General features: G+C 52.9%; 28 protein-coding genes. 21 read left to right on the top strand and 7 right to left on the bottom strand.

All coding sequences use genetic code 11. From position 1 onward, the window contains the following. Positions 1–34: 34 nt before the first annotated feature. Genes QZ280_RS00290 through QZ280_RS00280 form a run of 3 tightly spaced genes read right to left on the bottom strand, consistent with a single transcriptional unit; the run spans position 35 to position 1,989 of the window. Positions 35–694, bottom strand: a complete 660-nt coding sequence (locus QZ280_RS00290) for a SulP family inorganic anion transporter (RefSeq protein WP_293440029.1) — start codon at positions 692–694, stop codon at positions 35–37. Position 695: 1 nt separating this feature from the next. Beyond that, positions 696–1,499 carry a coniferyl-alcohol dehydrogenase gene (locus QZ280_RS00285; protein ID WP_293440027.1) on the bottom strand — a complete coding sequence of 268 codons (804 nt, stop codon included), beginning with the start codon at positions 1,497–1,499 and terminating at the stop codon, positions 696–698. A 55-nt stretch (positions 1,500–1,554) separates the two neighbouring features. Next, complete coding sequence (locus tag QZ280_RS00280) at positions 1,555–1,989, bottom strand: NUDIX hydrolase (protein ID WP_293440026.1); 435 nt, start codon at positions 1,987–1,989, stop codon at positions 1,555–1,557. Positions 1,990–2,065: 76 nt separating this feature from the next. Between QZ280_RS00280 and QZ280_RS00275 the strand changes: the two genes are divergently transcribed. From QZ280_RS00275 to QZ280_RS00235, 9 genes are all read left to right on the top strand, one after another. Continuing rightward, positions 2,066–3,043 (top strand): Hsp33 family molecular chaperone HslO, encoded by a 978-nt coding sequence (locus tag QZ280_RS00275; RefSeq protein ID WP_293440024.1) that lies wholly within the window; start codon positions 2,066–2,068, stop codon positions 3,041–3,043. Further along, a complete protein-coding gene (locus QZ280_RS00270) occupies positions 3,036–3,635 on the top strand; it encodes a CoA pyrophosphatase (RefSeq protein ID WP_293440022.1) in 600 nt (199 codons plus the stop codon). Before QZ280_RS00275 ends, QZ280_RS00270 begins: the two co-directional genes overlap by 8 nt. Next, the gene (locus QZ280_RS00265) at positions 3,632–4,777 is read left to right on the top strand and encodes a CCA tRNA nucleotidyltransferase (RefSeq protein WP_293440020.1); all 1,146 of its coding nucleotides are present in this window, start codon (positions 3,632–3,634) and stop codon (positions 4,775–4,777) included. The genes QZ280_RS00270 and QZ280_RS00265 overlap by 4 nt, the downstream gene beginning before the upstream one ends. Further along, on the top strand, positions 4,774–5,361 hold the full coding sequence (locus tag QZ280_RS00260) for a LysE family transporter (RefSeq protein ID WP_293440019.1): 588 nt from the start codon (positions 4,774–4,776) through the stop codon (positions 5,359–5,361). Before QZ280_RS00265 ends, QZ280_RS00260 begins: the two co-directional genes overlap by 4 nt. Positions 5,362–5,387: 26 nt before the next feature. Continuing rightward, positions 5,388–7,223 carry an ABC transporter ATP-binding protein gene (locus QZ280_RS00255; RefSeq protein WP_293440031.1) on the top strand — a complete coding sequence of 612 codons (1,836 nt, stop codon included), beginning with the start codon at positions 5,388–5,390 and terminating at the stop codon, positions 7,221–7,223. Next, positions 7,220–9,058, top strand: a complete 1,839-nt coding sequence (locus QZ280_RS00250; RefSeq protein ID WP_293440017.1) for an ABC transporter ATP-binding protein — start codon at positions 7,220–7,222, stop codon at positions 9,056–9,058. Before QZ280_RS00255 ends, QZ280_RS00250 begins: the two co-directional genes overlap by 4 nt. A 15-nt stretch (positions 9,059–9,073) precedes the next feature. Next, positions 9,074–10,300 (top strand): class I SAM-dependent RNA methyltransferase, encoded by a 1,227-nt coding sequence (locus QZ280_RS00245; RefSeq protein ID WP_293440015.1) that lies wholly within the window; start codon positions 9,074–9,076, stop codon positions 10,298–10,300. 15 nt (positions 10,301–10,315) lie between these two features. After that, positions 10,316–11,098 (top strand): ion transporter, encoded by a 783-nt coding sequence (locus tag QZ280_RS00240; protein WP_293440013.1) that lies wholly within the window; start codon positions 10,316–10,318, stop codon positions 11,096–11,098. A gap of 89 nt (positions 11,099–11,187) precedes the next feature. Beyond that, positions 11,188–11,682: a L,D-transpeptidase family protein gene (locus tag QZ280_RS00235; protein ID WP_293440011.1), complete on the top strand. Its 495-nt coding sequence runs from the start codon at positions 11,188–11,190 to the stop codon at positions 11,680–11,682. Here QZ280_RS00235 and QZ280_RS00230 read toward each other — a convergent pair whose 3' ends face one another. Continuing rightward, entirely contained in the window at positions 11,683–12,234 is a 552-nt protein-coding gene (locus tag QZ280_RS00230; RefSeq protein WP_293440009.1) for a CAP domain-containing protein, read from the bottom strand. Positions 12,235–12,420: 186 nt separating this feature from the next. Here QZ280_RS00230 and QZ280_RS00225 point away from each other — a divergent pair, with 186 nt between their 5' ends. Both QZ280_RS00225 and QZ280_RS00220 read left to right on the top strand, forming a co-directional pair. After that, a complete protein-coding gene (locus QZ280_RS00225; RefSeq protein WP_293440007.1) occupies positions 12,421–13,032 on the top strand; it encodes a L,D-transpeptidase in 612 nt (203 codons plus the stop codon). A gap of 145 nt (positions 13,033–13,177) precedes the next feature. Further along, on the top strand, positions 13,178–13,360 hold the full coding sequence (locus QZ280_RS00220) for a hypothetical protein (protein WP_293440005.1): 183 nt from the start codon (positions 13,178–13,180) through the stop codon (positions 13,358–13,360). Between the two features lie 166 nt (positions 13,361–13,526). Here QZ280_RS00220 and hemH read toward each other — a convergent pair whose 3' ends face one another. Continuing rightward, positions 13,527–14,591 (bottom strand): ferrochelatase, encoded by a 1,065-nt coding sequence (hemH, locus tag QZ280_RS00215; protein ID WP_293440003.1) that lies wholly within the window; start codon positions 14,589–14,591, stop codon positions 13,527–13,529. A gap of 55 nt (positions 14,592–14,646) precedes the next feature. Then, complete coding sequence (locus QZ280_RS00210; RefSeq protein WP_293440001.1) at positions 14,647–15,444, bottom strand: SAM-dependent methyltransferase; 798 nt, start codon at positions 15,442–15,444, stop codon at positions 14,647–14,649. Between QZ280_RS00210 and QZ280_RS16155 the strand changes: the two genes are divergently transcribed. Genes QZ280_RS16155 through QZ280_RS00190 form a run of 5 tightly spaced genes read left to right on the top strand, consistent with a single transcriptional unit; the run spans position 15,445 to position 17,744 of the window. After that, positions 15,445–15,663, top strand: coding sequence for a double zinc ribbon domain-containing protein (locus QZ280_RS16155; RefSeq protein WP_365733965.1), 219 nt, complete (start codon positions 15,445–15,447; stop codon positions 15,661–15,663). Between the two features lie 33 nt (positions 15,664–15,696). Continuing rightward, entirely contained in the window at positions 15,697–16,185 is a 489-nt protein-coding gene (locus QZ280_RS00205) for a phosphoribosyltransferase family protein (RefSeq protein WP_365733959.1), read from the top strand. A gap of 30 nt (positions 16,186–16,215) precedes the next feature. Next, positions 16,216–16,473 (top strand): glutaredoxin 3, encoded by a 258-nt coding sequence (gene grxC / locus QZ280_RS00200; protein ID WP_293439999.1) that lies wholly within the window; start codon positions 16,216–16,218, stop codon positions 16,471–16,473. After that, a complete protein-coding gene (locus QZ280_RS00195) occupies positions 16,474–17,304 on the top strand; it encodes a carbon-nitrogen hydrolase family protein (protein WP_293439997.1) in 831 nt (276 codons plus the stop codon). It abuts the gene before it with no gap. Further along, entirely contained in the window at positions 17,304–17,744 is a 441-nt protein-coding gene (locus QZ280_RS00190) for a MarR family transcriptional regulator (protein ID WP_293439995.1), read from the top strand. The genes QZ280_RS00195 and QZ280_RS00190 overlap by 1 nt, the downstream gene beginning before the upstream one ends. On the opposite strand, the gene ubiG is transcribed toward QZ280_RS00190, so the two are convergent. Continuing rightward, positions 17,741–18,487 (bottom strand): bifunctional 2-polyprenyl-6-hydroxyphenol methylase/3-demethylubiquinol 3-O-methyltransferase UbiG, encoded by a 747-nt coding sequence (gene ubiG / locus QZ280_RS00185; protein WP_293439993.1) that lies wholly within the window; start codon positions 18,485–18,487, stop codon positions 17,741–17,743. The two genes, QZ280_RS00190 and ubiG, sit on opposite strands and share 4 nt — an antisense overlap. Positions 18,488–18,542: 55 nt before the next feature. Here ubiG and pip point away from each other — a divergent pair, with 55 nt between their 5' ends. The 5 genes from pip to infB all read left to right on the top strand — a co-directional run bounded on the left by pip (position 18,543) and on the right by infB (position 25,118). Next, positions 18,543–19,526, top strand: coding sequence for a prolyl aminopeptidase (pip, locus tag QZ280_RS00180; RefSeq protein ID WP_293439991.1), 984 nt, complete (start codon positions 18,543–18,545; stop codon positions 19,524–19,526). Between the two features lie 260 nt (positions 19,527–19,786). Beyond that, on the top strand, positions 19,787–20,368 hold the full coding sequence (gene rimP / locus QZ280_RS00175; RefSeq protein WP_293439989.1) for a ribosome maturation factor RimP: 582 nt from the start codon (positions 19,787–19,789) through the stop codon (positions 20,366–20,368). A gap of 2 nt (positions 20,369–20,370) precedes the next feature. Then, positions 20,371–21,981, top strand: coding sequence for a transcription termination factor NusA (nusA, locus tag QZ280_RS00170; RefSeq protein ID WP_293439987.1), 1,611 nt, complete (start codon positions 20,371–20,373; stop codon positions 21,979–21,981). A 24-nt stretch (positions 21,982–22,005) separates the two neighbouring features. Further along, positions 22,006–22,638, top strand: coding sequence for an RNA-binding protein (locus tag QZ280_RS00165; RefSeq protein ID WP_293439985.1), 633 nt, complete (start codon positions 22,006–22,008; stop codon positions 22,636–22,638). Further along, on the top strand, positions 22,635–25,118 hold the full coding sequence (infB, locus tag QZ280_RS00160) for a translation initiation factor IF-2 (RefSeq protein WP_293439984.1): 2,484 nt from the start codon (positions 22,635–22,637) through the stop codon (positions 25,116–25,118). The genes QZ280_RS00165 and infB overlap by 4 nt, the downstream gene beginning before the upstream one ends. Positions 25,119–25,227 lie beyond the last annotated feature (109 nt).

The following is a 25,227-nucleotide window of genomic DNA, read 5'->3' as shown; positions in this document are numbered from 1 at the left end:
CCGTGAATCATGACAGCGCCGCAAGCTCAATCAGTTAATGGGTCCTGACCCTAGCCGAAATTGCTGAAAGTTTTGAAACAGCGCCTGCTTCTGCGTTGACACCTGATCGGGTAAATGATCCTGATCCAGCGTAGAATTGAAAAAAGCTTCCAACGCTATTGGAAAGGCTTTGCGCGACAATTTCTTGATTGGGCGCGAAGGGTTCATGGCGGCGCAGCGCAAATTTGCGACCGATCGAAATTGCTTCGAGGAGGCCGACCAAAGCCACCGCAGCCGCGCTCGGCGTGAGAATTGCTACATTGACCAGTCTAGTGATGGGGCTTGGAAATTCGGCAGAGCCGCTGGTGTAGCACTCAGCATATCGACGCCCTTGTTCGCCGAGGCGCGCTAGCCCTGCGATGATCTGGAACAGCCCGACCAAAAGCGTCAGCAGTAAAACAAGCTCAATGTATCGCGTGGTTCCTGGTACTGCCATGCCCGCAAGGTCGGCGAATAAAAGCGCAGCAATAATAGCGGTGATCATCGCCGTGTAGAGACCGTATTCAGGCGGCAATCCTGCGATAGTCGCGAAGGCCACGCCTTGGTGTAACAAGATAGCCGCGTTGGTTAATCCCGCAAGAATGTCAGCTTTGAGCGTGGTAGGCGTGGTCTTGCTCAGCCACTCAAGTGCTCGAAAAAAGCGAAGCTGCGCCATGTTAGTTGGATTGAGATAGGCGCAGGCTTTGCAGGTCCATTGCATCGCTTTGATTGAACGCTCCCATGCCGCCGTCGATGGCAATGTCAGTGCCCTTTATCCAATTGGATGCAGACGAGAGTAGGAAGGCGGCGATTTCAGCGATCTCGTCGGGTGTTCCGGGTCGCCCTGCGCGTTCGACATTCCTGGCCATTGCGGCACCGAACGCTTTCTGAAAATCGCCCAGAATACCTGTGGAAATCCCCCCCGGACTAAGGGAGTTTACGCGCAGTCCTTGGCCCACCATCGCTTCTGCTTCGGCAACGGTCCAAAGGATTACAGCTTCTTTCGTCAAGTTATAACAGCGCGTTGCGTCGATATTTTCTGACGCGATAAAGTTGGCAAGCTGCTCGCGGCGCTTCAAGTTGGCCAGTCGTTTGACTTGTTCGACGCCCTCTCGCCATCCATGTCCCGCGCGGCTTGCCATGTTGACGATAGACCCGCCTTCACGCAGGTGCGGAAGCATTGCATCGGTGAAAGCGCGGGTGCCAAGGAAATTCACCTGCAAAATCGCCTCTTCAAGACCAGCGCGGGGAGGCAAGCCAGCGTTGTTGCAAAGTCCATGGAGCGGGCGGTCCACTGCTGCGGCCGCTGCTGAAATGCTACTCGCATCGTTAAGATCCAAAGGAATGAAGCGATCAACATTTTCTTGCGTCTTGCGGATGTCAAAGCCAATTACGCTGTGGCCCTGCGCTTTTAAAATTCTGGCCAGTTCGGCACCAATGCCACTTGCGACGCCTGTTACGGCGAATGTTGACTGCGTCATCTGAATCTCCCTGTAAACTGCGGTTTTGTACGAATTTGATCCCAAGCGCTCTGACCTAAAGCACTGATGTGAGGAAATGGCGTGCGCCTGGACTGCTTACTAAATCAATGGCGCTCTCTGAAGAGGTCCATATGCACGTATGGCCCAGTTCTGTCGGCTCCCCAAGTTTCAAAGCAGGACGCGCGAGAAAGATGTGACACATTTTATCCGCCCATTTGTCGTATTCGGGCATAAAAACGAATTGTCGAAAGGTGCCTAGTCGCACAGGTGAACCCACGCACCAGCCTGTTTCTTCCATGATCTCACGGCGCAATGCCGGAACCATATGTTCGCCCGGATCAATACCGCCACCAGGGATTTGATATTCTGGCTCAGGTTCTTCCTGAAATGTCAGCAGAACTTGCGTGTTGCGCACCAAAATTGCATATGCGCCGGGGCGTAGGTGATAGTGAACACCGCTCTTCGGGGGTGTACCAAACCGTCTGATCATCTGCTTGCCCTTGGACCTATGCTTGCGGCACCTATATAGGCGCTGTATGCCAAGAGCCTGCGTATAAGGAAACCCCATGTCACTTGGACAAAAACTCGCTTGGGACGACTCTGTTCTGCCCTTTCAATTGGATGCATCAGACATCCGCGGCCGCGTTGCCCGTTTGGACGGCGCCCTGGATGGCATTCTGAAGCAACACAATTATCCGCCTGCCGTTGAGGCCTTGGTGGCTGAAATGGCTGTGCTGACCGCTTTGATCGGCCAAACGATCAAGTTGCGCTGGAAGCTGTCATTGCAGGTTCAATCCAAGGGTGCCGTACGGATGATCGCGACGGACTACTACGGCCCGTCAGAAGATGGTGCACCTGCACGCATTCGCGCATATGCGTCCTATACCGAGGATCGCCTGACCGATGAAAAACCGTTTGATCAGATCGGCGAAGGTTATTTCGCGATTATGATCGATCAGGGCGAGGGTATGACGCCGTATCAGGGGATCACTCCCATCGCAGGTGGGTCACTGTCCGCATGTGCGGAGGCCTATTTTGCGCAATCCGAGCAGATTCCAACACGGTTTGAGCTTAGCTTTGGCGTTTCAACCGAACAGAGTGAACCGCATTGGCGTGCGGGTGGCGTGATGTTGCAGCACATGCCAAAGGCATCGCCTTCCGTTGCGCAAGAGGCGACGGGTGAGGGCGGATTGCTGCAAGCCAATGATGTGGTTGGTGAGGGGGATGATGCGGAAAACTGGTCTCGTGTGAACATTCTGCTCAACACTGTCGAGGAGTTGGAGCTGATTGGCCCCAGCGTTTCACCTGACAAGTTGTTGTTGCGGTTGTTCAGCGAAGAGCTACCGCGTGTTTACGCGCCGCAGGCTGTTCAATTCGGGTGCACCTGTTCGGAAGACCGCGTGCGCCAAAGTTTGTCGATCTATTCAGCGAAAGACATTGAGACGATGACAACTGATGATGGTCGCGTTACGGCGGACTGCCAATTCTGCGGATCGCATTATGATCTGGACCCGCAAAGCGTTGGTTTTGAGGCGAATGCCTAAGACAATCGATCATATACGTGAAAAGTTGGCAGCGTCTGGTGCGCCATCATCTGACTATGATTTGAACCCTGAAATTGTGCTGCCGGCAGAGCGTAAGTTGCGGTCTGCCGCAGTACTTGTGCCGCTTATTCGCTCGCAGGGTGAGTGGCAGATTGTGCTGACCATGCGCTCCAGCGCATTGAAACATCATCCGGGCCAAATTGCATTCCCCGGTGGAAAGCAAGATCCAAGCGACGCCACGTTGGAAGACACAGCTTTGCGTGAAGCTTTCGAGGAAATCGGGCTGCCCCGCGAGAAGGTCAAAATCTTGGGCCGCCTGCCAATCCATGAGACTGTGACTGGTTTTACAGTGACGCCCATTGTTGGGGTGATCACCTCGGAATTTGACGTCATGCCGGAGTCTGGCGAAGTTGCGGAAGTCTTCCAGGTTTCTTTTTCTTTCTTGAACGATCCAAAAAATTTCCAAACGCAGTTTCGTTGTTGGCGTGGGCAGAAACGTTACTACTACACCGTGCCTTACGGGCCCTATTATATTTGGGGCGCGACTGCGCGGATGCTTCGGATGTTTGCTGATACGTTGGCGAGGCCATGAAGATTCAGGGCACCTGGATCGAGGATGCAGCGACCCAAGTGGTCTGCGATGCGCTCACCTCGCAGGGATTTCAGGCGCTTTTTGTTGGCGGTTGCGTGCGCAATGCACTGCTTGGCGTTGATGTGTCCGACATTGATATTGCGACTGATGCGACCCCCAAAGATGTTGTCGAATGCGCTCGTCTTGCTGGTCTTAAGTCCATTCCGACCGGCATAGATCATGGTACAATTACCATTGTTTCAGCTGGTATCCCGCATGAATTAACTACGTTTCGAAACGATACAGAAACCGATGGAAGACACGCGAAAGTGCGCTTCTCCAAGAGCATTCTAGAGGATGCAGCACGCCGCGATTTCACGATGAATGCGATTTATGCTGACCCTGCTGGCACTGTGGTTGATCCGTTAAATGGGATACCTGATCTGAACGCGCGGCACGTGCGTTTCATTGGTGATGCTGAAGCGCGCATTCGCGAAGATTACCTGCGCAGCCTCAGGTTTTTCCGTTTTACCGCGTGGTACGGCGATCCTGCGCTGGGCATCGATCCCGAAGGGCTTGCTGCGATAGCCGCGAACCTTGACGGGTTACGAGGCTTGTCGCGTGAACGCGTTGGAGCGGAACTTAAGAAACTGATGACTGCCGCGAACCCCGCGATGGCAGTTGCTGCTATGCGGTCCTCGGGTGTCTTGCATGCTGTTTTACCAAGTGCGGATGATCGCGTGCTGGGTCCGCTTATCCATTTGGAGCAAAGCATTAATATCGCGCCGGATCCGATCCGGCGGTTAAGCGCGCTTACAACAAGTGATGCGGCAAAAAAATTGCGTTTAAGCAAATTGGAAAGCAAGCGCTGGGCGGTCCTGCGAGACGAAGTTGAAACGACTAAGCCCGCTGCGCATCTTGGGTATCTTCACGGGTCTAATACTGCAAAAGATGTTCTGTTGTTAAGGTCAGCGTTTCTAGAAATGCCTCTCAATGAGGAGGCATTGCAAGAGTCGAATAAAGGCGAAACCGCTCTTTTTCCGATTAAAGCGAAAGACCTGCCTCACCTTTCTGGTCGTGCATTAGGTGAAGCGTTAACGACACTAGAGCAGCGCTGGATCGTGTCTGGTTTTGCGCTTTCCCGAGATGAGCTGCTGGCGTGAGCGTTTTGCTCGATCCGATTTATGCGTTCGTGTTTTTGGGACTGTTTTCACCGGGGCCAAATGTCATTCTGCTTACCGCATCTGGCGCGCGCTTTGGATTTCTACGTACACTGCCTCATCTTGTGGGCGTTGTTCTTGGGGTTGGTATTGTCGCTGGCCTCACTGCGTTTGGCTTGGGTGCGATTCTGACTGCAATGCCGCAATTAGTGCTAGCATTAAAGGCTATCGCCGCAGTTTGGATATTGTGGATGGCGTGGCGTCTTTGGAACAGCGAGGCCCGTTTGAGCGACGCGAGCGATGTTCCGATGACTTTCACTCAAGCCGTTCTGTTCCAATGGGTAAACCCCAAAATTTGGGCGGTCGCCTTGAGTGGCATAACTCTTTACCCCGGTGGGTTTTCCCCAATTGGCGAAGCGGCACGACTGGCAAGCGCATTTTCAGGCATAAATCTTGGCGTGTGCATCTTTTGGACAGCGGCGGGCACTTTGCTCACCTTTTTGCTGACCTCACCAGTTGCATGGCGGATATTCATGCGCGTGCTGGCCTTGGCCTTGGCTGCATTTTCGATCATGTTGTTCGTCTAACTCTTCTGATCCGAAATCTGAAACCTATGCTGCGCTTTTTTGAATGCCTTGTTGATCCTTATGTGAGCTATTCCGAGACGGATACGCCGCCGCAAAAGCTGTGGCCGTTCATGATGGCTTATTCGCAGCCTTTCAAACGGGTGTTTTGGTATGCGGGCATCATGTCGGTTATCGTTGCTGTGGTGGAGATTTGGTTGATCTCCTACATGGGGCGCGTCGTGGACATTTTGCAGGGTGATCCGGCGTTGGTTTGGCAGACATATGGCACCGAGTTTCTGATTGTTTCACTGTTTATCCTGTTCATACGTCCGATCCTGCAAGGCATTGATGTTGCGCTTTTGAACAACACGATCCTTCCAAATTTTGGAACGCTCATTCGCTGGCGTGCGCATAAACATGTGCTTCGGCAATCCGTGGGGTGGTTTGAAAATGACTTCGCGGGTCGCATTGCAAACCGCATTATGCAAACGCCCCCAGCTGCTGGTGAAGCGGTATTTCAGGTGTTTGATGCGATCACATTTTCGCTCGCCTATGTCATCGGGTCTGCGATCTTGCTGGCGAATGCGGACCTGCGTTTGGCGCTGCCGCTTGTCATTTGGCTTGGACTTTATGCGATGTTGGTTGTGTGGACGGTGAAGCGCGTTGGTCCTGCGTCCCAAGCCTCGTCCGATGCGCGGTCTACTGTGACTGGGCGGGTCGTGGATGCCTATACGAACATCCACTCGGTGAAGATGTTCAGCCATGGTCCGCAAGAAATGAACTATGCGAAAGATGCTATCGAAAACGCACGTACGACGTTCCAGACTGAGATGCGGATTTTTACGATTATGGACTTCGCTTTGGTGATGCTGAACGGTCTGTTGATCATTGGTGTTGTCGGTGGTGCGATCTGGCTTTGGAGTGTTGGTGAGGCCTCTGTTGGGATCGTCGCGGCGACAACGGCGCTGGTGCTGCGCCTAAATGCGATGACCGCTTGGATCATGTGGGCGCTAACCAGTTTCTTCCGCCAGCTGGGTGTTGTGAAAGAGGGGATGGAGACGATTGCGCAACCGATTACACTTGTCGATCAGGTGGATGCGCAACCTTTGAAATTTGAAGAAGGCCGGATCGAGATTGATCAGTTGACCCATCACTACGGGAGACAAACAGGCGGATTAGACACTGTTTCTTTGCAAATCGAACCTGGCCAAAAGATAGGTTTGATCGGTCGTTCTGGCGCTGGGAAAAGTACGCTCGTTAAACTATTGCTCCGATTTTATGATGCTGACCGTGGGCGCATTTTGATCGATGATCAGGATATCGCTAAAGTCACGCAAGACAGCCTTCGTGCGCAGATTGGGATGGTACAACAGGACAGTTCACTGCTGCATCGGTCCGTGCGCGACAATATTCGCTATGGTCGACCTGATGCCACTGAGGAAGAGGTCATTGCAGCCGCAAAGCAAGCCGAAGCGCATGAGTTTATCCTTGACCTTGCCGACGCTGAAGGGCGTGAGGGATATGATGCTCAAGTGGGTGAGCGCGGGGTAAAATTGTCTGGTGGCCAGCGTCAGAGGATCACGCTCGCGCGGGTGATGTTGAAGGACGCGCCGATCTTGCTTTTGGATGAGGCAACCAGCGCTTTGGACAGTGAAGTCGAAGCCGCGATTCAAGCGACGCTCTACGGGATGATGGCAGGCAAAACTGTGATCGCGATTGCGCATCGCTTGTCCACGATTGCGCAAATGGATCGCATAATTGTGCTGGATCAAGGGCGTATCGTTGAAGATGGTACGCATGACGCGCTTTTGTCCAAAGGCGGGCTATATGCTGACTTCTGGGCGCGTCAGTCCGGCGGATTTCTGAATGCCGAGGACACATGAAAAAGATTGAAACATGGATTGAAGCTTTCCGTCCCGCGGATGGCCCACCGCCAAACACTTTGTGGGCGTTTGTTAGGTGGTGCTTGGCCAGCGCTTGGCCTGTTCTACTCCTTGCAGCACTTTTGTCTGCAGGCTCGGGTGCAATGGAGGCGGGGACAGCCTATATCTTGGGCCTCGTGATCGATGCGGTCGTTGGGACTGGCGCTGAAAATTTTTATACGACGAAAAACATCGTTATGGCCGTTCTAGCCATTGGATTTTTCGTCGTTTTGCGGCCTTTGATGTTTGCGGTGTCTTCCGCAGCGAACCATGTGATCGTTATGCCGAACGTCTCGACCCTTGTGCAGTCACGGCTACATCGCTGGTCGCTGGGGCAGTCGGTTAGTTTTTTTGACGATGATTTTGCAGGTCGCATAGCGCAAAAGCAGATGCAGACGGCGCGTGCTGTGACGGATGTTGTGTCAGAAACGATCAATGTTGTGGCCTTTGCGCTGGCATCTTTGTTGGGCAGCTTTGCATTGCTTGGGGCGATTGATTGGCGCGTCGCTGGGTTGTTCGTAATCTGGCTTTTTGTATATTTCGCGCTGATTGGCTGGTTCTTGCCCCGTATTCGCGCACGTGCAGCGACACGGGCGAATGCGCGTGCAGCTGTGTCTGGCCAGTTAGTGGATACGATCACCAACATCAAAACCGTCAAGCTTTTCGCGCATGATGCGCATGAAGATAAGGTTGCATTGGACGCAATGGGCAAGTTCCGTACGCAGTCTTTGCACTATGGTTGGCTCGCCGCGACGTTCCGCTTTTTCCTGATGGTGATTGCAGGAATTTTACCTGTCTTGCTGATGGGCGCGTCGATCTATTTCTGGCAAATTGGCCAAGCGACGCCGGGCGATATTGTTGCGGCTGGTGCGGTATCAATCCGAATCGCGCAGATGACGGGATGGGTGTCGTTCACGCTGATGGCGATTTATTCCAACATTGGTGAAATCGAAGATGGCATGCACACTTTGGCCAACCCTGTGCGTGTCGAGGATGCGCCGCATGCAAGCGATCTTGAAGTCCCTCAAGGTAGGATCACCTTCGAGAATGTGAGCTTTCAATATGGCAATGCGCTGGGCGGTATCAGTGACATGACCCTTACGATTGGGGCTAGCGAAAAGATCGGTATTGTCGGCGCTTCTGGAGCGGGAAAATCGACGTTAGTTTCGCTTCTTCTTAGGCTCTACGATGCGGAAGAGGGTCGCATTTTGATTGATGGGCAACCTCTGGAAAGTGTCACACAAACTTCGCTACGGCGCGCGATTGGGATGGTCACGCAAGAGACTGCGATGTTTAATCGATCTGCGCGCGACAACATTTTTTATGGGCGCCACGGTGCGAGCGAGCAGGATATGATCCACTCCGCAGAACAGGCCGAAGCGCACGGATTCATTGCTAATCTTCGAGACAGTCAAAAGCGCGAAGGCTACGATGCGCATTTGGGCGAACGCGGCGTGAAATTGTCGGGCGGTCAAAGACAGCGCATTGCCCTCGCGCGGGCCATTCTCAAAGACGCGCCGATCCTTGTGTTGGATGAAGCGACAAGTGCGCTTGACAGCGAGGTCGAAGCGTCGATCCAGGCCGCGTTAGAGCGCGCGATGGAAGGTAAAACTGTCCTTGCGATCGCGCACCGTTTGTCGACGCTCAGCCAGATGGATCGCATCATTGTTCTAGATGAGGGACGCATTGTCGAAGACGGTACGCATGACAGTCTGTTGAAACAAGACGGGCTTTATGCGCGCTATTGGAACCGTCAGTCGGGCGGGTTTATTGACGTGCGTTCAGCCGCCGAATAGGGCACTAGCACGCCTATGGAAGAATTTTTGATTGAACGATTAGGGCATCAGGGCGACGGGATCGCTTCTGGCCCTGTGTTTGCGCCGCGCACTTTGCCGGGTGAACGTGTGAGCGGTATTCGCAATGGAGATCGTTTGAGCGATGTGAAAATCATCAAACCCTCCAATCGACGCGTTGCTGCTGCGTGTCGTCATTTCAAAAACTGTGGCGGATGTCAGTTGCAGCACGCCTCTGAACCGTTTGTTAGCGAATATAAACAGCAGATCGTGAAAAGCGCGTTGGATGTGCATGGGATTGAGACGGAGTTGCGGCCGATTGTGACCTCGCCCGTACAAAGCCGTCGACGTGCCACGTTCGCGGTGCGACGTACCAAGAAAGGTGCGCTTTGGGGTTTTCATGCGCGCGGCTCTGATATGGTTGTTGCTGTGCCAGAGTGTCAGTTGGTGGTGCCTGAATTGCTAGGTGTAAACGCTTTGATGGATGATCTCGCGCGCATTGGCGGATCTCGCAAAGGCGAGATGGCGGTGAATGTCACTTTGTCTGAGGTGGGGCTGGATGTCTTTGTCACAGGCGGTAAGCCGCTTGATCGCGAATTGACGGTGGGCCTGTCAGGCGTTGTCGAGGCGCATAAACTGGCGCGTTTGACCTGGGATGATGAAGTCATTGGCATGCGTAATCCGCCTTATCAGAAATTTGGTGCCGCCAAAGTTGCCCCGCCTCCCGGTGCGTTTTTGCAAGCGACGGTGCATGGGCAGGATGCATTGACCGTAGCGGTCTTGGACGCGGTGAGCGGTGAGAAAGGTGTAGATCTGTTCGCGGGAAGCGGCACGTTTACTTTGCCGCTAGCCGAGCACTACGAGATGATCGCGTTGGAGAGCGAGAAGCCTATGATCGCCGCGCTAGACAGAGGATGGCGAGAGGCGAAAGGCTTGAAGAAAGTCGACGCGATTGCGCGGGATTTGTTCCGTAGACCGTTCTTGTCGGATGAATTGGCGAAGTTGGATTTCGCCGTGCTTGACCCGCCACGTGCAGGAGCAGAGGCGCAGGTTAAAGAGCTGGCCAAAAGCGAGATCGCACAGATTTTTTATGTGTCGTGCAATCCGGTGACGTTCGCACGGGATGCGAATATGTTGATTAATGCGGGCTTTACGCTTGAGTGGGTACAAGTTGTGGATCAATTCCGCTGGTCATCACATGTGGAGCTTGCAGCGAAGTTCGCACGCACACATATGCAGGGCTAAGGCAAAGGAACACGCATGCGTCAGCAACTTAGCAACTGGTTAGATCGACCCATAGTTGGCAATTTCATTATTTTGGTGATCGTAGTGAATGCGATCGTGCTCGGGCTTGAGACGTCTAAACCGATCATGGCGCAGTTTGGCGGTTTGATCCTTGCGATTGATCAAGCGTGCCTCGCGATCTTTGTGGTTGAGATTGCAGCGAAGCTGATCGCACGCGGCATTCGTTTCTTCCGCGATGGCTGGAACCTGTTCGATCTCGCTGTTGTCGCGATTGCACTTGTCCCGTCCAGTGGCGGTCTGTCTGTGTTGCGCGCTTTGCGTATCTTGCGGGTTTTGCGTGTTGTATCGGTCGCGCCGCGTTTGCGTCGTGTGGTTGAGGGCTTTATTACCGCGCTTCCCGGAATGGGTAGTGTGTTTCTGCTGATGTCGATCATCTTTTATATCGGCGCAGTGATTGCCACCAAGATATTCGGCGCTGAATTTCCGCAGTGGTTCGGATCTTTAGGCCAATCGGGCTATACTTTGTTCCAAGTGATGACGTTGGAAAGCTGGTCGATGGGTATCGTGCGGCCTGTGCTTGAAGTTTATCCCTACGCCTGGGCTTTCTTTATTCCGTTTATCTTGGTGACAACATTTGCGGTTGTGAACTTGCTTGTAGGCTTAATTGTGAATTCGATGCAGGACGCGCATCAGGAGGAAGATGTACAGCGCACGGACGCCTACCGCGATGATGTTTTGGCGCGGCTGGAAGCGATTGAGAAATTGTTGCAGCACAAGAATGGCTCACAAGGGCGTTGAGTGATGTGGATTTCTTTTTGAAGGACGGGCAAACCGTTTAGACAGGGTGCAATTAAAAAAGCACTAAGCATTTCGAGGCAGTATTTTAGATGAAAAGACGGGTCCTTCTTCTTTCAGCGGCAGCAACTTTGATGCTGAGCGCCTGTGCGAACAAATTTAAACGTTACAATGGTCCAAAAGTGACGCGGGTGATCGTCTATAAGGCCCAGCGCAAAATGCACCTCATGCACTTTGGCGAAGCTTTGCGTAGCTATGACTTTGATCTTGGATTTGCACCCTACGGCCACAAGGGTGAAGAAGGTGACGGGCGCACGCCCGAGGGCGAATATATTATTGATCGACGCAACCCTAATTCAAAATTCCATCTTTCAATTGGGATCAATTACCCCAATGCGAACGATATTGCGAAAGCGAGGGCTGCTGGCGTGAAGCCCGGTGGTGACATCTTTATACACGGACAACCCAAAGTGTTTGTACCAGAGGGCGCTGATTGGACAGCCGGCTGTATTGCTGTGACCAACAAGGAAATGGAACGGATTTATGCCATGGTTGATAATGGCACGCCGATCTCGATTTATCCGTAACTAGTTCGTGGAAGCGATCTGCTTGGTGCCATCAGTAGCTAGTGCACCTGTGACAAGCGTCCACCAAATCTTACTGTTGCTTTCCTGAAAGTAGGAAAAGCCCATAAGTGTCGCGGATTTGTCTAAGATAACACTGCGTGTTGGCGCCTCTTCCATCCATGCACCGAGTGTTTCCAGCTCTGTCTCATAGGTTTCGGAGATGTTTTCGCCCTTAAGCTGGCCGGAAAAGCCAACGCGGCGCACGCGATCAATCGGGGAGGAGCCGTCAGAGCCAAAGTGCCAAGGGCGGTTTTGCACCGACATATCGCGCGAATGCGTCGCCGCGGCAGCATTTAGGTTCGCATCAAGTTGAAGTGGCGCTGCACCAGAGGCTTGACGTAGCGAGTTCACAGAATCGAGCATGCGAAACTGAATGCGTGACGTTTCGCCAGATCCAATGCGATAGGCTTTCGGCAGTGGTTTACCATCCGGTCCAAGCGAAGAAGATTGGGGTGCGATACAGGCTGCAAGTGCAAGTGCTGCTGAAACAAGAAGAAAACCGATGCGCGTCATTATACTACCCCAACTGCGTTGAGGTAGCACTATCCCCCAATGCGTTGCGATTCAAACCCACAATCTGTTGAGAAACGCTTTCGAGGGCCTGTTTCAATTGTGAGTGAGGCTTTCGCGCAATAAAGTTCTGGTGAAATGCGCGTAAATAGGCGCGAAAGAAATGTGACGTCTGAAATGGAGAACGCGATGAATGATGCATTGGGCAAACGAATGGATCGACGCAGGTTTATCGGTGCCGCAGGTGCCACGATGCTTACGGGCCCCGCGATGGCTCAAGATACGTCTCTACCCAGCAATGGAACGGTTGAGCTTGAAAAAGACATTAGCCAAGCGGTGCGTCGCAACATCTCAAGTTTTCGAACGCTTGATTGGCGCCTCTATTTCAGCAACCTGAACAACGGTGCGGTATTGGTCGATATTTCCAGCCGCGCGCTGCACTTCTGGTCGGAAGACGGCAATACATATAAATTGTATCCGTCCTCTGTTCCTTTAACGCCTGATCTCACGAAGAAAGGCCGCACCAAAGTTGTGCGCAAAGTTGAGGGGCCAACGTGGCGTCCAACACCATCTATGAAAAAGCGTAATCCTGAATGGCCCGATGTTGTTGAGCCGGGTCCTGATAATCCGCTGGGGACACATGCTCTGTATCTGAGCTGGACGTATTATCGAATCCACGGCACGCATGACACGCGAAAAATTGGGCGTCGCTCGTCCAATGGCTGTATTGGGCTTTATAATGAGCACATTGCTCAACTATATGCGATCACCAAAGTAGGCACTCAAGTGTTGCTTATTTGACGACATTGGGTCGATCTTGCGCGATGTGGTTCAAAGATGGGTTTGCATTATCTGATGATAACTGCTTAAAACAAATCACGAGGTTTAAGTCTTGCGTGCTCGTTGTTGATGAACCGGCGATGGGCTAATTCTAGAGGATATTACTATGAAAAAAATCGCACTTGCTGCTGCACTTTCCGTTTCTGCTTCCACAGCCTTCGCTGGCAACATGGAAGCTCCTGTGATGGAAGCACCAGTCATCGTTGAAGAAGCTGCTGCAGGCTCTTCTGCTAGCATCGTCGTTCCTTTGTTGATCTTGGCGATTGTTGGTGCTGCAATTTCCATGTAAATTAGCGGCTAGAAACAAATTTGGAAGGGCGGTATCTTAGGATGCCGCCTTTTCTATTTGTGTAATGGTTTTTTTTATTGAGCGTGCTTCGCCCGCGCTAGATGATCATATTTAAGAAATATGCAGATTGCCTTCGGCGAGAGCTTACTTGACAAGATGAAGTCGATTAGCTGAGCCAGCCTTTGAGGTTGTCTTCGATCACTGCTGAAAGTGCAGAGATATGAGCCGGATCATCGTTGAGGCAAGGAATATAGGTGAAATGTTCGCCGCCTCCCTCTTCAAAGCTTTCTTTGATCTCTTCATTGATCTCTTCCAGCGTTTCGATGCAATCGGCCGAAAAGGCAGGTGCGATGACGGCGATGTTCTTTTTGCCATCTTCTTCTGCGAGGCGCGCGACCTCTTTAACTGTATATGGTTGCAGCCACTCTTCAGGGCCAAACTTTGACTGGAAGGTTGTCGCGATTTCTGTGTCGCCCCAGCTAAGGCGTTCTTTCAGCAAGCGCGTCGTTTTCTGGCACTGGCAGTGGTACGGATCGCCTTCCATCAAATAGCGCTTTGGCACGCCATGATAGGAGCAGACAAGAATGTCGGGCTTTTTTTCCGCAGCGGCATAGGCGCGCTCAACGGATTGTGCGAGCGCTTCGATATATAGCGGATGTTCGAAGTATGGCTCGATCGTGCGGCTGGCGGGTTGCCATTTCTCTTCCATTAGAATGCGGAAGAACTGATCGTTTGCTGTCGCTGACGTCGCACCTGCGTAATGCGGATAAAGCGGAACGAAAAGAATCTTTGTGCAGCCTGCCTCAACCATCGCACGCACTTTGCTTTTGGTTGACGGATTTCCATAGCGCATACAGAAATCAACCATGACATCGTCACCATAGCGCGCTTTCATCGTTTCTGTGATTGCTGCATTTTGCTGCTTGGTAATCGTCATCAGCGGGCTTTCATCCGCTTCTTCGTTCCAAATAGAGCGGTAGGCCGCGCCAGATGTGAAAGGGCGTTTCGTCAAGATGATGAGCTGCAACAACGGCTGCCAAAGCCAGGGTGAGTAGTCAATGACGCGGCGATCCGACAGAAATTCACCAAGGTAGCGACGCATGGACCAATAGTCCGTGTTGTCGGGTGTACCGAGGTTAGACAGAAGAATGCCAACTTTAGGGGTGGGCAGTTTCGGATGATCGCTTGGCGCATGCGCAGGGCATGTCATGGGGATATTGGCATCGGTCATGGGATCACTCCGGTTAATCTATTATTTGAGCCAGATAAGCGAAATATGTCTGCGGTCAATCGCGCAAAGGCTTTTCCGTTGTTTTTAACGCATCTGCGAGACGGGATGTCGCAGAACCGGGGCGCAGTGGCTTGGGTTGATCAGCGGAGGGAGCCCAGCCTGAAAGGAACAAGAATTCAAACGTCGCAATGATTTTACTACCCTCTGCAAAGGTCTCTGCATAAATCTGATTGCAGCGGTCAAAAATGGCGCGCTTTGTCGGGTGGCGCAGGCGCGCGTTGAGGGCATTGGTTTCGCCGAATTTTCTCAGGTCGTGCATTAGGTGGAACGCATCTTGGTAGCTCGTGCGGATCGTGATGTTATCTGCAACAGGAAGCGCCAGGCCTGCGCGTTGTAGCAATGCGCCAAGGTCGCGAATTTCGCCCATGGGCGCGATGCGAGGGGATAGACCCCCAGTCACTTCGCTCTCAGCTTGGGCAAGACAGATGCGCAGTTCGTTCAGGGTTTGACCGCCTAAACATACCGCTTGAAACAATCCATCTGGTTGAAGTGCGCGCGCGCTTTGGATGATTTGACCAACGGGGTCATTGGCCCAATGCAGTGCCATGAAATGGATCGCAAGGTCGTTGGAGTTCGTTGTGACATCCAGCGTTTCACTGTCCTCGATCTGTTTCGCATTTGGGACAATTGGGGGCGCTGGGCCAACAATAAGGGGCGATTTAAACTCTCTGTTAACCAGACTCAGGCGATCAAGGAGTTCATCCCGTGCGATATCACGCAAGAACCCGTCACTGGCTCGGTGGCGATTGCGGATCAGAGCGGAGCGATCAGTAAGGAGGGGCACATTTTGCATATGTCACGTCATATGGCGCAAACGCGGGGGGTTCAAACCCTGATCCATTCTGTGTTTCCGCCCGAATGCCTGTCCTGTTGTGCAAATGTTGCAAACGATGATGGTCTATGTGGTATGTCTTGGCGCGATACTGCGTTTATCGCGGGAGATATTTGTGACGGATGTGGCGTTCCTTTGAGGGGGGTGTGCAAAGTGGGGATCGCTGTGATAATTGCCTGAGAACAGCGCGACCTTGGGCGCAAGGGCGGTTCGTTGCTCTACAAAGATCGCGGGCGTGCGTTGGTCTTGGCGCTGAAGCACGGAGATCGCCACGATATTGTGAAGCCTGCGGGAAAGTGGATTGCGCGCTGTGTTCAGGACACCTTGCGAAGCGATGTTCTGGTTGCGCCCGCACCGCTTTATTGGACGCGGATGGTTAAGCGGCGATATAATCAATCGAGCTTAATTGCGCGGGTGATGGCGGGGCGGCTTTTGGTTCTGATCTGCGCTGATCTGCGAAGGCGGGTTCGCGCGACTGCAACGCTTGACGGAAAAACACGTGAAGTGCGGTTTGATGAAATGCGCGATGCGATTTCTGTATATCCCAAACGTGAGGCATTGCTCGAAGGGCGCTCCGTGCTGCTTGTGGATGATGTTATGACCTCTGGTGCTACGCTTGCCCCTTGTACAGAAGCGTGCCTCAAATCATGTGCAAGAGAGGTTTGTGTCGTGGCCCTAGCGCGCGTTGCAAAGGATGACTAACTTACGAGCAAGCTAAGAAGGAATATGCTCGTGAAAGAAGTTGAGATTTATACATCGCCGCTCTGTGGGTTTTGCCACGCTGCAAAACGTTTGCTGACATCGAAGGATGTGAATTTTGCAGAAGTCGACATTGCTATGCAGCCAGAACGCCGTGCAGAGATGATGCAACGCGCCAATGGTGGACGCACGGTTCCGCAGATTTTCATTGGTGAGGAACATGTTGGCGGATGCGACGATCTTTTCGCGCTTGAACGTGCTGGCAAACTAGATGCGATGCTGGCCGCCTAAATGCTGGCAGCACTCATTCAAACCAACTCTAGCGACGATCCGCGTGAAAACCTTGCGCGGATCTCTGCGCGGATCAGGGAAGCGGCAAATGATGGTGCCGGCTTTATTCTGACACCGGAGGTGAGCAATTGCTTGTCGCTTAGCCGTGAGCATCAGGACGCTGTTTTGCAGTATGAAGCACATGACGTGTCCCTTGCGGGCTATCAAGCACTGGCCGCAGAGCTGGGCGTTTGGTTGTCCATCGGATCGCTTGCAGTGAAGACCGATGACGCGGATGGGCGATATGCGAACCGTTCTTTCGTGATTGATCCAAGCGGGGCGGTGACAACGCGCTACGATAAAATTCATATGTTTGATGTGGATGTGACCAAGGACGAAACCTATCGCGAGTCTGACGGCTATCTTCCGGGCACACGTGCTGCGATTGCGCCGACGCCTTTTGGGACGTTGGGATTGAGCATCTGCTATGATGTGCGATTTGCCTATCTTTATCGTGCCTTGGCGCAAGCAGGGGCTGAGATCTTGTTGGTGCCAGCAGCGTTTTCACCTGTGACGGGCAAAGCGCATTGGGAGTCCCTGTTGCGTGCACGTGCGATTGAAACGGGGTGCTTCGTTCTTGCGGCAGCGCAAACCGGAATGCATCGCGCAAGCGTTGGTAAACAGCGTAAAACACATGGGCATTCGTTGGCGATTTCGCCTTGGGGTGAGGTTCTGGCTGATGGCGGAACCGAAGAGGGCACGGTCCTGGTTGAAATTGACCATGCAGAAGTGGCACAAGCACGTAGGAAGATTGCGGCGCTGGGCCATGATCGGAACTTCGAAGGTCCGTAATGCCGGAAGAATCCAACGCTCTAGCCACCATGTTGTTCAGCGAACTTTTGACTGCTGATCAATTGCTGCGCAACAAGCTTGGCCGCGTTTTGCCCAAGGGCATGGAGATTTCGCATTTCTCGGTTCTGAACTATCTGGCCAGTACGTCCAGCGAACGCACACCTGCGCAATTGGCGAAAAGTTTTCATCTGACGCGCGGGGCGATGACCAACACGCTTGGTAAGTTAGAGCGTGCTGGCTATATCCATATTCGCCCTGATTGGGACGATGCGCGCCGCAAGCAGGTTGCGATTAGTCCTGCGGGTCGCTCCGCACGCGATGGCGCGCTGGCAGGTATTGGACCTGTGATCGAAAAGCTCGTCAAGGATTTGGGGGGTGATAAGCTGCGCCTTGCTTTGCCCATTTTGCGTGACCTGCGCCTTAAGCTGGAACAGGATTAAGCGGGTTTTACGCTTGCAGTGACGTAGTTCACGCTCAAATTTCTTTCTGAAATGCTCCAGCTCCACAAGATTGGATTGAACACGAAGCCCTTGCGATCCACTGGTTCGACGCCAGATTGGGACAACAGTTCAAACAGCTCATCTGGCGTGATGAATTTGTTCCATTCATGTGTGCCCTTAGGCAGCCAACGCATGATTACTTCCGCGCCGATAATCGCCATTGCGTAGCTTTTCGGATTGCGATTGATTGTGGAGCATAGGTGCAGGCCACCGGGTTTCAGCAATTGCTGGCAAGCGGCTAGATAGGCCAATGGATCGGCAACGTGTTCTACTACCTCCATGTTCACCACCACATCAAATTGCTCCCCCGCATCAGCTAGTGCTTCGGCGGTGGTGCAGCGGTAATCGATGGTGAGGCCGGATTGCTCGGCATGAACTTGGGCGACGGGAATATTACGCTCAGCGGCATCTGCGCCCAGGACAGTCGCGCCAAGACGCGCCATAGGTTCAGAGAGCAAGCCACCACCGCATCCGATATCAAGTATGCGCAGACCTTTAAATGGCTCCGGCGCGCTCAGATTGCGGTCAAATTCGCCAGCGATCTGACATGTCAGATAATCAAGACGGCAGGGGTTTAGCATGTGCAAGGGCTTAAACTTGCCCTTCGGGTCCCACCATTCTGCGGCCATTGCTTCGAACTTCGCGACCTCTGAGGGATCAACTGTGTTTGGGGCGGCTTGCATTCCTGTCTCCATATGCTCATCTGGTCCTAACGGACCTCTCGAAGGGTTATATAGGATGGATCTCGATAAAATCTCAGGCCAAAAGAGCGCGGTGCAATATTTGTACCCTCCGATAGATCCGTTTGATCAACGCATGATGGAAATGCCTGGCGGGCATACAATCTATTTTGAACAATGCGGCAACCCTGATGGCATCCCCGTGATCGTGTTGCACGGTGGTCCGGGAGGTGGATGTAGCCCCGCGATGCGGCGCTATTTTGATCCCGCTGTTTATCGCGTGGTTTTGTTTGATCAGCGTGGTTGTGGCCGCTCGCGCCCTCATGCGTCGGTCGAGAACAACACGACATGGGATTTGGTTGCGGATATCGAACGCATTCGCGAGACCTTGGACATAGAGAAATTCATCGTATTTGGCGGAAGCTGGGGCGCAACGCTTGCGCTAATCTATGCGGAAACACATCCAGAGAATGTTAGCCATCTGGTTCTGCGTGGCGTGTTTTTGATGATGCAGCGTGAGTTGGATTGGTTCTACGGCGGTGGCGCCGGGCAATTCTGGCCAGAGACTTGGGCAAACTTCGTGTCCCTTGTGCCGAAGGACGAGTGCGATGATTTTATAGGTGCTTATCATCGTCGATTGTTCAGTGGTGATATTCCCTTAGAGACCCGTTTTGCAAAAACGTGGTCAAGTTGGGAAAATGCTTTGGCCTCTGTTTATTCCAATGGCCGTGGGGACGAAGCGCCTGGAGAATATGCGCGAGCGTTTGCGCGGCTTGAGAACCATTATTTCGTGCATGGAGGATTCCTGGAGTTTGATGGCTGGATTTTAGAAAACGTGGATCGCATCAGTCACATTCCAAGCATCATCGTGCAGGGCCGTTATGATATGATTTGCCCGCCTAAGTCTGCCTATGATCTTGCGCAAGCTTGGCCCAATGCTGAGCTGCGAATGGTGCGTAACGCGGGGCATGCACTTAGCGAGCCGGGGATCAGCGCGGAACTTGTGCGTGCGATGGACCAGATCGCGGAGAGCATCTCCTAAAGGAAAATACCGCCCAGTGAGAGGTTGATCTTATTAGGAACTCTTTACCCCTTAAGGATGAATTACTCACAAGAGATGATTCGTGAACCAAATGGGGAAAGGACTTTGTTATTGTGACATGTGGCCTTGCGGACTCAGTTGGTCTTGTCTATATGGCCTTTAACAGCGGCGCGGCTGGGTCCACACCAAACGCTCCACCGGAACTTATGTAACGGGCCGTGCGCCCGTTTTTTTGTGCCTAGACGCTAGGTAGGATGACTATGAACAACGATTTGATTGCCAAGGCTGCCATCGACCAACGCCTTGCTGGGATCATCACACCTGTGATTGAAGACCTTGGGTTTGAATTGGTGCGTGTGCGTTTGATGTCTGGCAAGGCCACGACATTGCAGATTATGGCTGAGCGCCCTGAGGGCGGTATCGAAGTCGATCAATGTGCAGAGATTAGCACAGCGATTGGTGCGACACTGGATGTCGAGGACCCGATCATCGATGAATACACGCTTGAGGTCTCTAGTCCCGGTATTGATCGCCCTTTAACGCGTCTTAAGGACTTCGCCACATTTGAAGGGTATGAAGCCAAAATTGAAACGACTGAGTTGATTGATGGCCGCCGTCGTTTCAAAGGACAACTTGCAGGTGTTGAGGGCAATGATGTGCTGATCAACATCGAAGAGGGCACTGTCGGTTTGAACTTTGATTGGCTGAGCGATGCCAAGCTGGTTTTGACTGATGAGTTGATCACAGAAATGCTACGCCAGCGCAAAGCCGCAGGCGATATTAACGAAGATGAATTTGACGAAATTGAAACGGATGAAACGCCGTTTTCGGAGGAGAAATAACCATGGCTATCACCTCAGCGAACCAGCTTGAGCTGTTGCAAACCGCAGAAGCGGTTGCGCGCGAAAAGATGATTGATCCGGGTCTTGTGATTGAGGCCATGGAGGAAAGCCTCGCACGCGCGGCCAAGTCGCGTTACGGCGCTGAGATGGATATCCGCGTCGCAATTGACCGCAAGACAGGTCGCGCGACATTCACACGTGTGCGCACGGTTGTTGAGGATGAAGAGCTTGAGAACTATCAGGCGGAATTCACCGTTGAGCAAGCCAAGCAGTACATAGAAAACCCTGAAGTGGGTGCGACTTTCGTTGAGGAAGTGCCACCGGTGGAAATGGGCCGTATCGCAGCGCAATCTGCCAAGCAGGTCATCTTGCAGAAGGTGCGCGAAGCGGAGCGTGATCGCCAGTTCGAAGAATTCCAAGACCGCGCAGGCACGATCATCAACGGCGTTGTGAAGCGTGAAGAGTATGGCAACGTGATCGTTGACGTAGGTCGTGGCGAAGGCATTCTGCGCCGTAACGAAAAGATTGGCCGCGAAAGCTATCGCCCGAATGATCGTATCCGTTGCTTTATCAAAGACGTGCGCCGCGAAGTGCGTGGACCTCAGATTTTCTTATCTCGTACAGCGCCTGAGTTCATGGCCGAGCTGTTCAAGATGGAAGTTCCAGAAATTTACGACAATATCATCGAGATCAAAGCGGTGGCCCGTGACCCTGGTTCGCGCGCGAAGATTGCTGTAATTTCACATGACGGTTCTATTGATCCTGTCGGTGCTTGTGTTGGTATGCGTGGTTCCCGCGTTCAGGCCGTTGTGAACGAGCTTCAAGGCGAAAAAATCGACATCATCCCATGGAATGAAGATCAGCCAACGTTCCTCGTGAATGCGCTTCAGCCTGCGGAAGTTTCCAAAGTTGTTCTCGACGAAGAAGCGGGCAAAATTGAAGTTGTTGTTCCAGATGAGCAGTTGTCCTTAGCGATTGGTCGCCGTGGTCAGAATGTGCGTCTCGCGTCGCAGCTGACGAACCTCGACATCGATATCATGACCGAAGAAGAAGAGAGCAAGCGCCGTCAGGCGGAGTTCGAGCTTCGCACGAAACTGTTCATGGAAGCGTTAGACGTAGACGAGTTCTTCGCGCAGCTTTTGGTCGTGGAAGGGTTCACGAACCTTGAAGAAGTTGCTTACGTTGAAATTGACGAACTGATTGTCATCGACGGAGTTGACGAAGATACGGCTGGCGAACTTCAGACCCGTGCACGCGAGTTCCTAGAGGCGAAAGCAGCAGCAGCCCTCGCGAAAGCGCGTGGGCTTGGTGCAGAGGATAGCCTTATCACGTTCGAGGGAATCACCCCTCAAATGGCAGAGGTTCTTGCGGAAGACGGTGTCAAAACGCTGGAAGATTTCGCGACTTGTGCAGATTGGGAATTGGCGGGTGGCTGGACCACCGTGGATGGCGAGCGCGTCAAGGATGACGGCCTGCTAGAGCAATTCGGAATGGAGCTTGAGGAAGCCCAAACCATGATTATGACTGCGCGTGTTTTGCTTGGTTGGGTTGATCCAACAGAGCTTGAACCAGAGGTTTCAGAGGACGAAATGTCCGAGGAGTCTGAGGTCTGATCTCAGGCCTCAGGGTTTCTGACAGTGACGCGCGGCGGCACACATAAAGATCGGTCCAGCGGACCAGAGCGCAAGTGCATCGCGACACAGGTTACTATGCCTGTGTCAGATATGGTCCGCTTTGTCGTTGGGCCTGATGCGCAGATTGTTCCTGATATTTTGGGAAAACTGCCCGGTCGTGGTATTTGGGTTTCTGCGGATAAGGCAGCCCTTGAAAAGGCGGCGAACAAGAACCTATTTGCACGTAGCGCTAAACAGTCCGTGAAAGTCCCAGATGGCTTGGTCGCCGAAGTGGAAGTGCAAGTGACACGTCGCTTGGTCGAGCTGATTAGTTTGGCGCGCAAGGGCGGCGGTGCAGTTGTGGGTTACGAGAAGGTCAAAAGCTGGCTGATGAATGAAGAGGCCGAAGTGCTTATTCAAGCCAGTGACGGATCAGAGCGCGGCAAGTCGAAATTAAGTACGCCGCATTACGGCAGTTTCATCGGTTGGTTAACAGCAGATGAGTTGGGATTGGCCTTTGGGCGACAGGTTGTGATACATGGCGCGCTAAGCGCTGGTGGACTCACCTCTCGTGTAGTAGAGGAAGCCCAAAGATTAAAAGCGATACGAGAAGTAGCGACGGCAGGGGCCGTCCGAAAGGAAAAGACAGCTAAATGAGCGATAACGACGGCAAAAAGACATTGGGACTGCGCGGCACCGGCTCGCGTCCCTCGAATGTAAAGCAAAGCTTTAGCCACGGCCGCACGAAGAATGTGGTCGTTGAGACCAAGCGTAAGCGCATTGTGGTGCCCAAGCCGGGAGCTGTGAAGCCTGCGGCTGGTGCTGTTGCGGGTAGCAACCCTGCAAAGCGTCCAGCGGGTATCACCGATGTGGAAATGGAGCGTCGTCTGAAAGCGGTTCAAGCTGCGAAAGCGCGTGAGACCGAAGATGCGGCCCGTCGTGAAGCCGAAGAGAAAGCGCGCGCAGAAGATCGCGAGCGTCGTCGCGCCGAGATAGAAGCGAAAGAAAAAGAAGAGCAAGAGCGCGCAGAGCGTGCGAAGGCGAAAGCTGAAGCAGAAGAAGCGGCCAATCGCGCAGCGAAAGATGCAGCACGTGTCGCAGCAGCACCAGCTGCTGACAAGCCTGTACCTGCCTCACGTCCTGCACCGAATAAGCCAGCACCAGCCGCAACACCGCGCAAAGCGGATCGCGAACGCGACCAGCGTAATCAGCGTGGCAGGGGTAACGAAAACGATGGCCGTCGTTCCGGCAAGCTGACGTTGAACCAAGCGCTGGGTGGCGGCGGCGGTCGTCACAAGTCCATGGCAGCCATGAAGCGCAAGCAAGAGCGCGCACGTCAAAAAGCGATGGGTGGCACGGTTGAGCGCGAAAAGATCATTCGTGACGTGCAACTGCCTCCGGCGATTGTAGTGTCCGAATTGGCCGCGCGTATGGCTGAAAAGACTGGCGCTGTTGTGAAAGCTCTAATGACCAACGGTATGATGGTCACGCAGAACGAAACGATTGACGCGGATACAGCGGAACTCATCATTGAAGAGTTTGGCCACAAAGTAGTGCGTGTTTCTGATGCAGACGTCGAGGATGTTATCACCGAGATCATCGACAATGAAAAAGACCTGCAAGGTCGTCCACCAATTATCACGATCATGGGCCACGTTGACCACGGTAAAACATCGCTTCTTGATGCAATCCGTAACGCGAAAGTGGTGTCTGGCGAGGCTGGCGGTATTACACAACATATCGGTGCCTACCAGGTAACGACAGACAACGGCGCTGTTCTCAGCTTCCTCGATACTCCGGGTCACGCGGCGTTTACGTCGATGCGCTCGCGCGGTGCTCAGGTCACAGACATTGTTGTTTTGGTTGTTGCTGCTGATGACGCGGTTATGCCGCAAACGATCGAGGCAATTAACCACGCGAAAGCGGCAGGTGTTCCGATGATCGTTGCGATCAACAAGATTGACCGTCCTGAAGCGAACCCTGACAAAGTGCGTACAGATTTGCTTCAGCACGAAGTTATCGTTGAGAAAATGTCTGGTGAAGTGCAGGACGTTGAAGTCTCTGCAATTACAGGTCAGGGTCTTGATCAGCTCTTGGAGGCGATTGCATTGCAGTCCGAAATTTTGGAGCTGAAAGCCAACCCAGATCGCGCTGCTGTTGGTGCGGTGATTGAAGCGCAACTTGATGTTGGCCGTGGTCCTGTTGCGACTGTTTTGGTTCAGACGGGTACATTACGAGTTGGCGATATCTTCGTTGTAGGTGAGCAGCACGGTAAGGTTCGTGCGCTAATCAACGATCATGGCGAGCGCGTCAAAGAAGCTGGTCCTTCGGTCCCTGTTGAGGTTCTTGGCCTTAACGGAACGCCGGAAGCGGGCGACGTTTTGAACGTGGTTGATACGGATGCGCAAGCGCGTGAAATCGCAGAGTACCGTGAGAAAGCTGCGAAAGACAAGCGCGCAGCAGCAGGTGCTGCAACGACGCTAGAGCAGTTGATGGCAAACGCAAAAGCGGATGAGAATGTTTCTGAGATGCCAATCTTGGTAAAGGCAGACGTTCAAGGTTCTGCGGAAGCGATTGTTCAGGCGATGGCAAAAATCGGTAACGACGAAGTCCGCGTTCGGGTTCTACACTCCGGTGTTGGCGCGATTACCGAAAGTGACATCGGTCTGGCCGAAGCATCTGGCGCACCGATCATGGGCTTTAACGTACGTGCGAACACATCTGCGCGTAATACGGCGAACCAAAAGGGCGTCGAAATTCGCTACTATTCAATCATCTACGATCTTGTGGATGATGTGAAAGCGGCAGCGTCTGGTCTGCTTAGTGCGGAAATTCGCGAGAACTTCATCGGTTATGCGAATATCAAAGAGGTGTTCAAAGTTACGGGTATCGGCAAAGTTGCCGGCTGTCTTGTGACCGAAGGTGTCGCGCGTCGCTCGGCTGGGGTGCGTTTGCTGCGTGACAACGTTGTGATCCACGAAGGTACGTTGAAAACACTTAAGCGTTTCAAAGATGAGGTTGCTGAAGTGCAGTCTGGTCAGGAATGTGGTATGGCGTTTGAGAACTACGATGATATCCGCGCGGATGACGTAATCGAAATCTTTGAGCGCGAGTCAATCGAGCGTACACTAGACTAGATTATTAACCTTATGACATGAGAAAAGGGCTCAAGCGAGCGCTTGAGCCCTTTTCCATTGAAAAGTTAAACGTTTGAAACGTGATCTAGGCGGCAGCCGAAATAGGCTG

The organism is Planktotalea sp. (genome assembly GCF_018607995.1).
Taxonomy (GTDB): Bacteria; Pseudomonadota; Alphaproteobacteria; order Rhodobacterales; family Rhodobacteraceae; genus Planktotalea.
The sequence above is the reverse complement of the archived record's forward strand: the minus strand, read 5'-3'. Positions and strand labels throughout refer to the sequence as shown.

Bases quoted from the DNA above. Each gene is read 5' to 3' on its own strand.
- hemH (WP_293440003.1), bottom strand. From the start codon at position 14,591: ATGACCGATGCCAATATCCCCATGACATGCCCTGCGCATGCGCCAAGC.
- QZ280_RS00230 (WP_293440009.1), bottom strand. From the start codon at position 12,234: ATGACGCGCATCGGTTTTCTTCTTGTTTCAGCAGCACTTGCACTTGCA.
- pip (WP_293439991.1), top strand. From the start codon at position 18,543: ATGGATCTCGATAAAATCTCAGGCCAAAAGAGCGCGGTGCAATATTTG.
- QZ280_RS00210 (WP_293440001.1), bottom strand. From the start codon at position 15,444: ATGCAAAATGTGCCCCTCCTTACTGATCGCTCCGCTCTGATCCGCAAT.
- QZ280_RS00270 (WP_293440022.1), top strand. From the start codon at position 3,036: ATGCCTAAGACAATCGATCATATACGTGAAAAGTTGGCAGCGTCTGGT.
- QZ280_RS00190 (WP_293439995.1), top strand. From the start codon at position 17,304: ATGCCGGAAGAATCCAACGCTCTAGCCACCATGTTGTTCAGCGAACTT.
- QZ280_RS00285 (WP_293440027.1), bottom strand. From the start codon at position 1,499: ATGACGCAGTCAACATTCGCCGTAACAGGCGTCGCAAGTGGCATTGGT.
- QZ280_RS00220 (WP_293440005.1), top strand. From the start codon at position 13,178: ATGAAAAAAATCGCACTTGCTGCTGCACTTTCCGTTTCTGCTTCCACA.
- QZ280_RS00255 (WP_293440031.1), top strand. From the start codon at position 5,388: ATGCTGCGCTTTTTTGAATGCCTTGTTGATCCTTATGTGAGCTATTCC.
- QZ280_RS00250 (WP_293440017.1), top strand. From the start codon at position 7,220: ATGAAAAAGATTGAAACATGGATTGAAGCTTTCCGTCCCGCGGATGGC.
- QZ280_RS00275 (WP_293440024.1), top strand. From the start codon at position 2,066: ATGTCACTTGGACAAAAACTCGCTTGGGACGACTCTGTTCTGCCCTTT.
- QZ280_RS00195 (WP_293439997.1), top strand. From the start codon at position 16,474: ATGCTGGCAGCACTCATTCAAACCAACTCTAGCGACGATCCGCGTGAA.
- QZ280_RS00235 (WP_293440011.1), top strand. From the start codon at position 11,188: ATGAAAAGACGGGTCCTTCTTCTTTCAGCGGCAGCAACTTTGATGCTG.
- QZ280_RS16155 (WP_365733965.1), top strand. From the start codon at position 15,445: ATGTCACGTCATATGGCGCAAACGCGGGGGGTTCAAACCCTGATCCAT.
- QZ280_RS00225 (WP_293440007.1), top strand. From the start codon at position 12,421: ATGAATGATGCATTGGGCAAACGAATGGATCGACGCAGGTTTATCGGT.
- QZ280_RS00265 (WP_293440020.1), top strand. From the start codon at position 3,632: ATGAAGATTCAGGGCACCTGGATCGAGGATGCAGCGACCCAAGTGGTC.
- QZ280_RS00245 (WP_293440015.1), top strand. From the start codon at position 9,074: ATGGAAGAATTTTTGATTGAACGATTAGGGCATCAGGGCGACGGGATC.
- nusA (WP_293439987.1), top strand. From the start codon at position 20,371: ATGGCTATCACCTCAGCGAACCAGCTTGAGCTGTTGCAAACCGCAGAA.
- QZ280_RS00290 (WP_293440029.1), bottom strand. From the start codon at position 694: ATGGCGCAGCTTCGCTTTTTTCGAGCACTTGAGTGGCTGAGCAAGACC.
- QZ280_RS00280 (WP_293440026.1), bottom strand. From the start codon at position 1,989: ATGATCAGACGGTTTGGTACACCCCCGAAGAGCGGTGTTCACTATCAC.
- rimP (WP_293439989.1), top strand. From the start codon at position 19,787: ATGAACAACGATTTGATTGCCAAGGCTGCCATCGACCAACGCCTTGCT.
- infB (WP_293439984.1), top strand. From the start codon at position 22,635: ATGAGCGATAACGACGGCAAAAAGACATTGGGACTGCGCGGCACCGGC.
- QZ280_RS00240 (WP_293440013.1), top strand. From the start codon at position 10,316: ATGCGTCAGCAACTTAGCAACTGGTTAGATCGACCCATAGTTGGCAAT.
- ubiG (WP_293439993.1), bottom strand. From the start codon at position 18,487: ATGCAAGCCGCCCCAAACACAGTTGATCCCTCAGAGGTCGCGAAGTTC.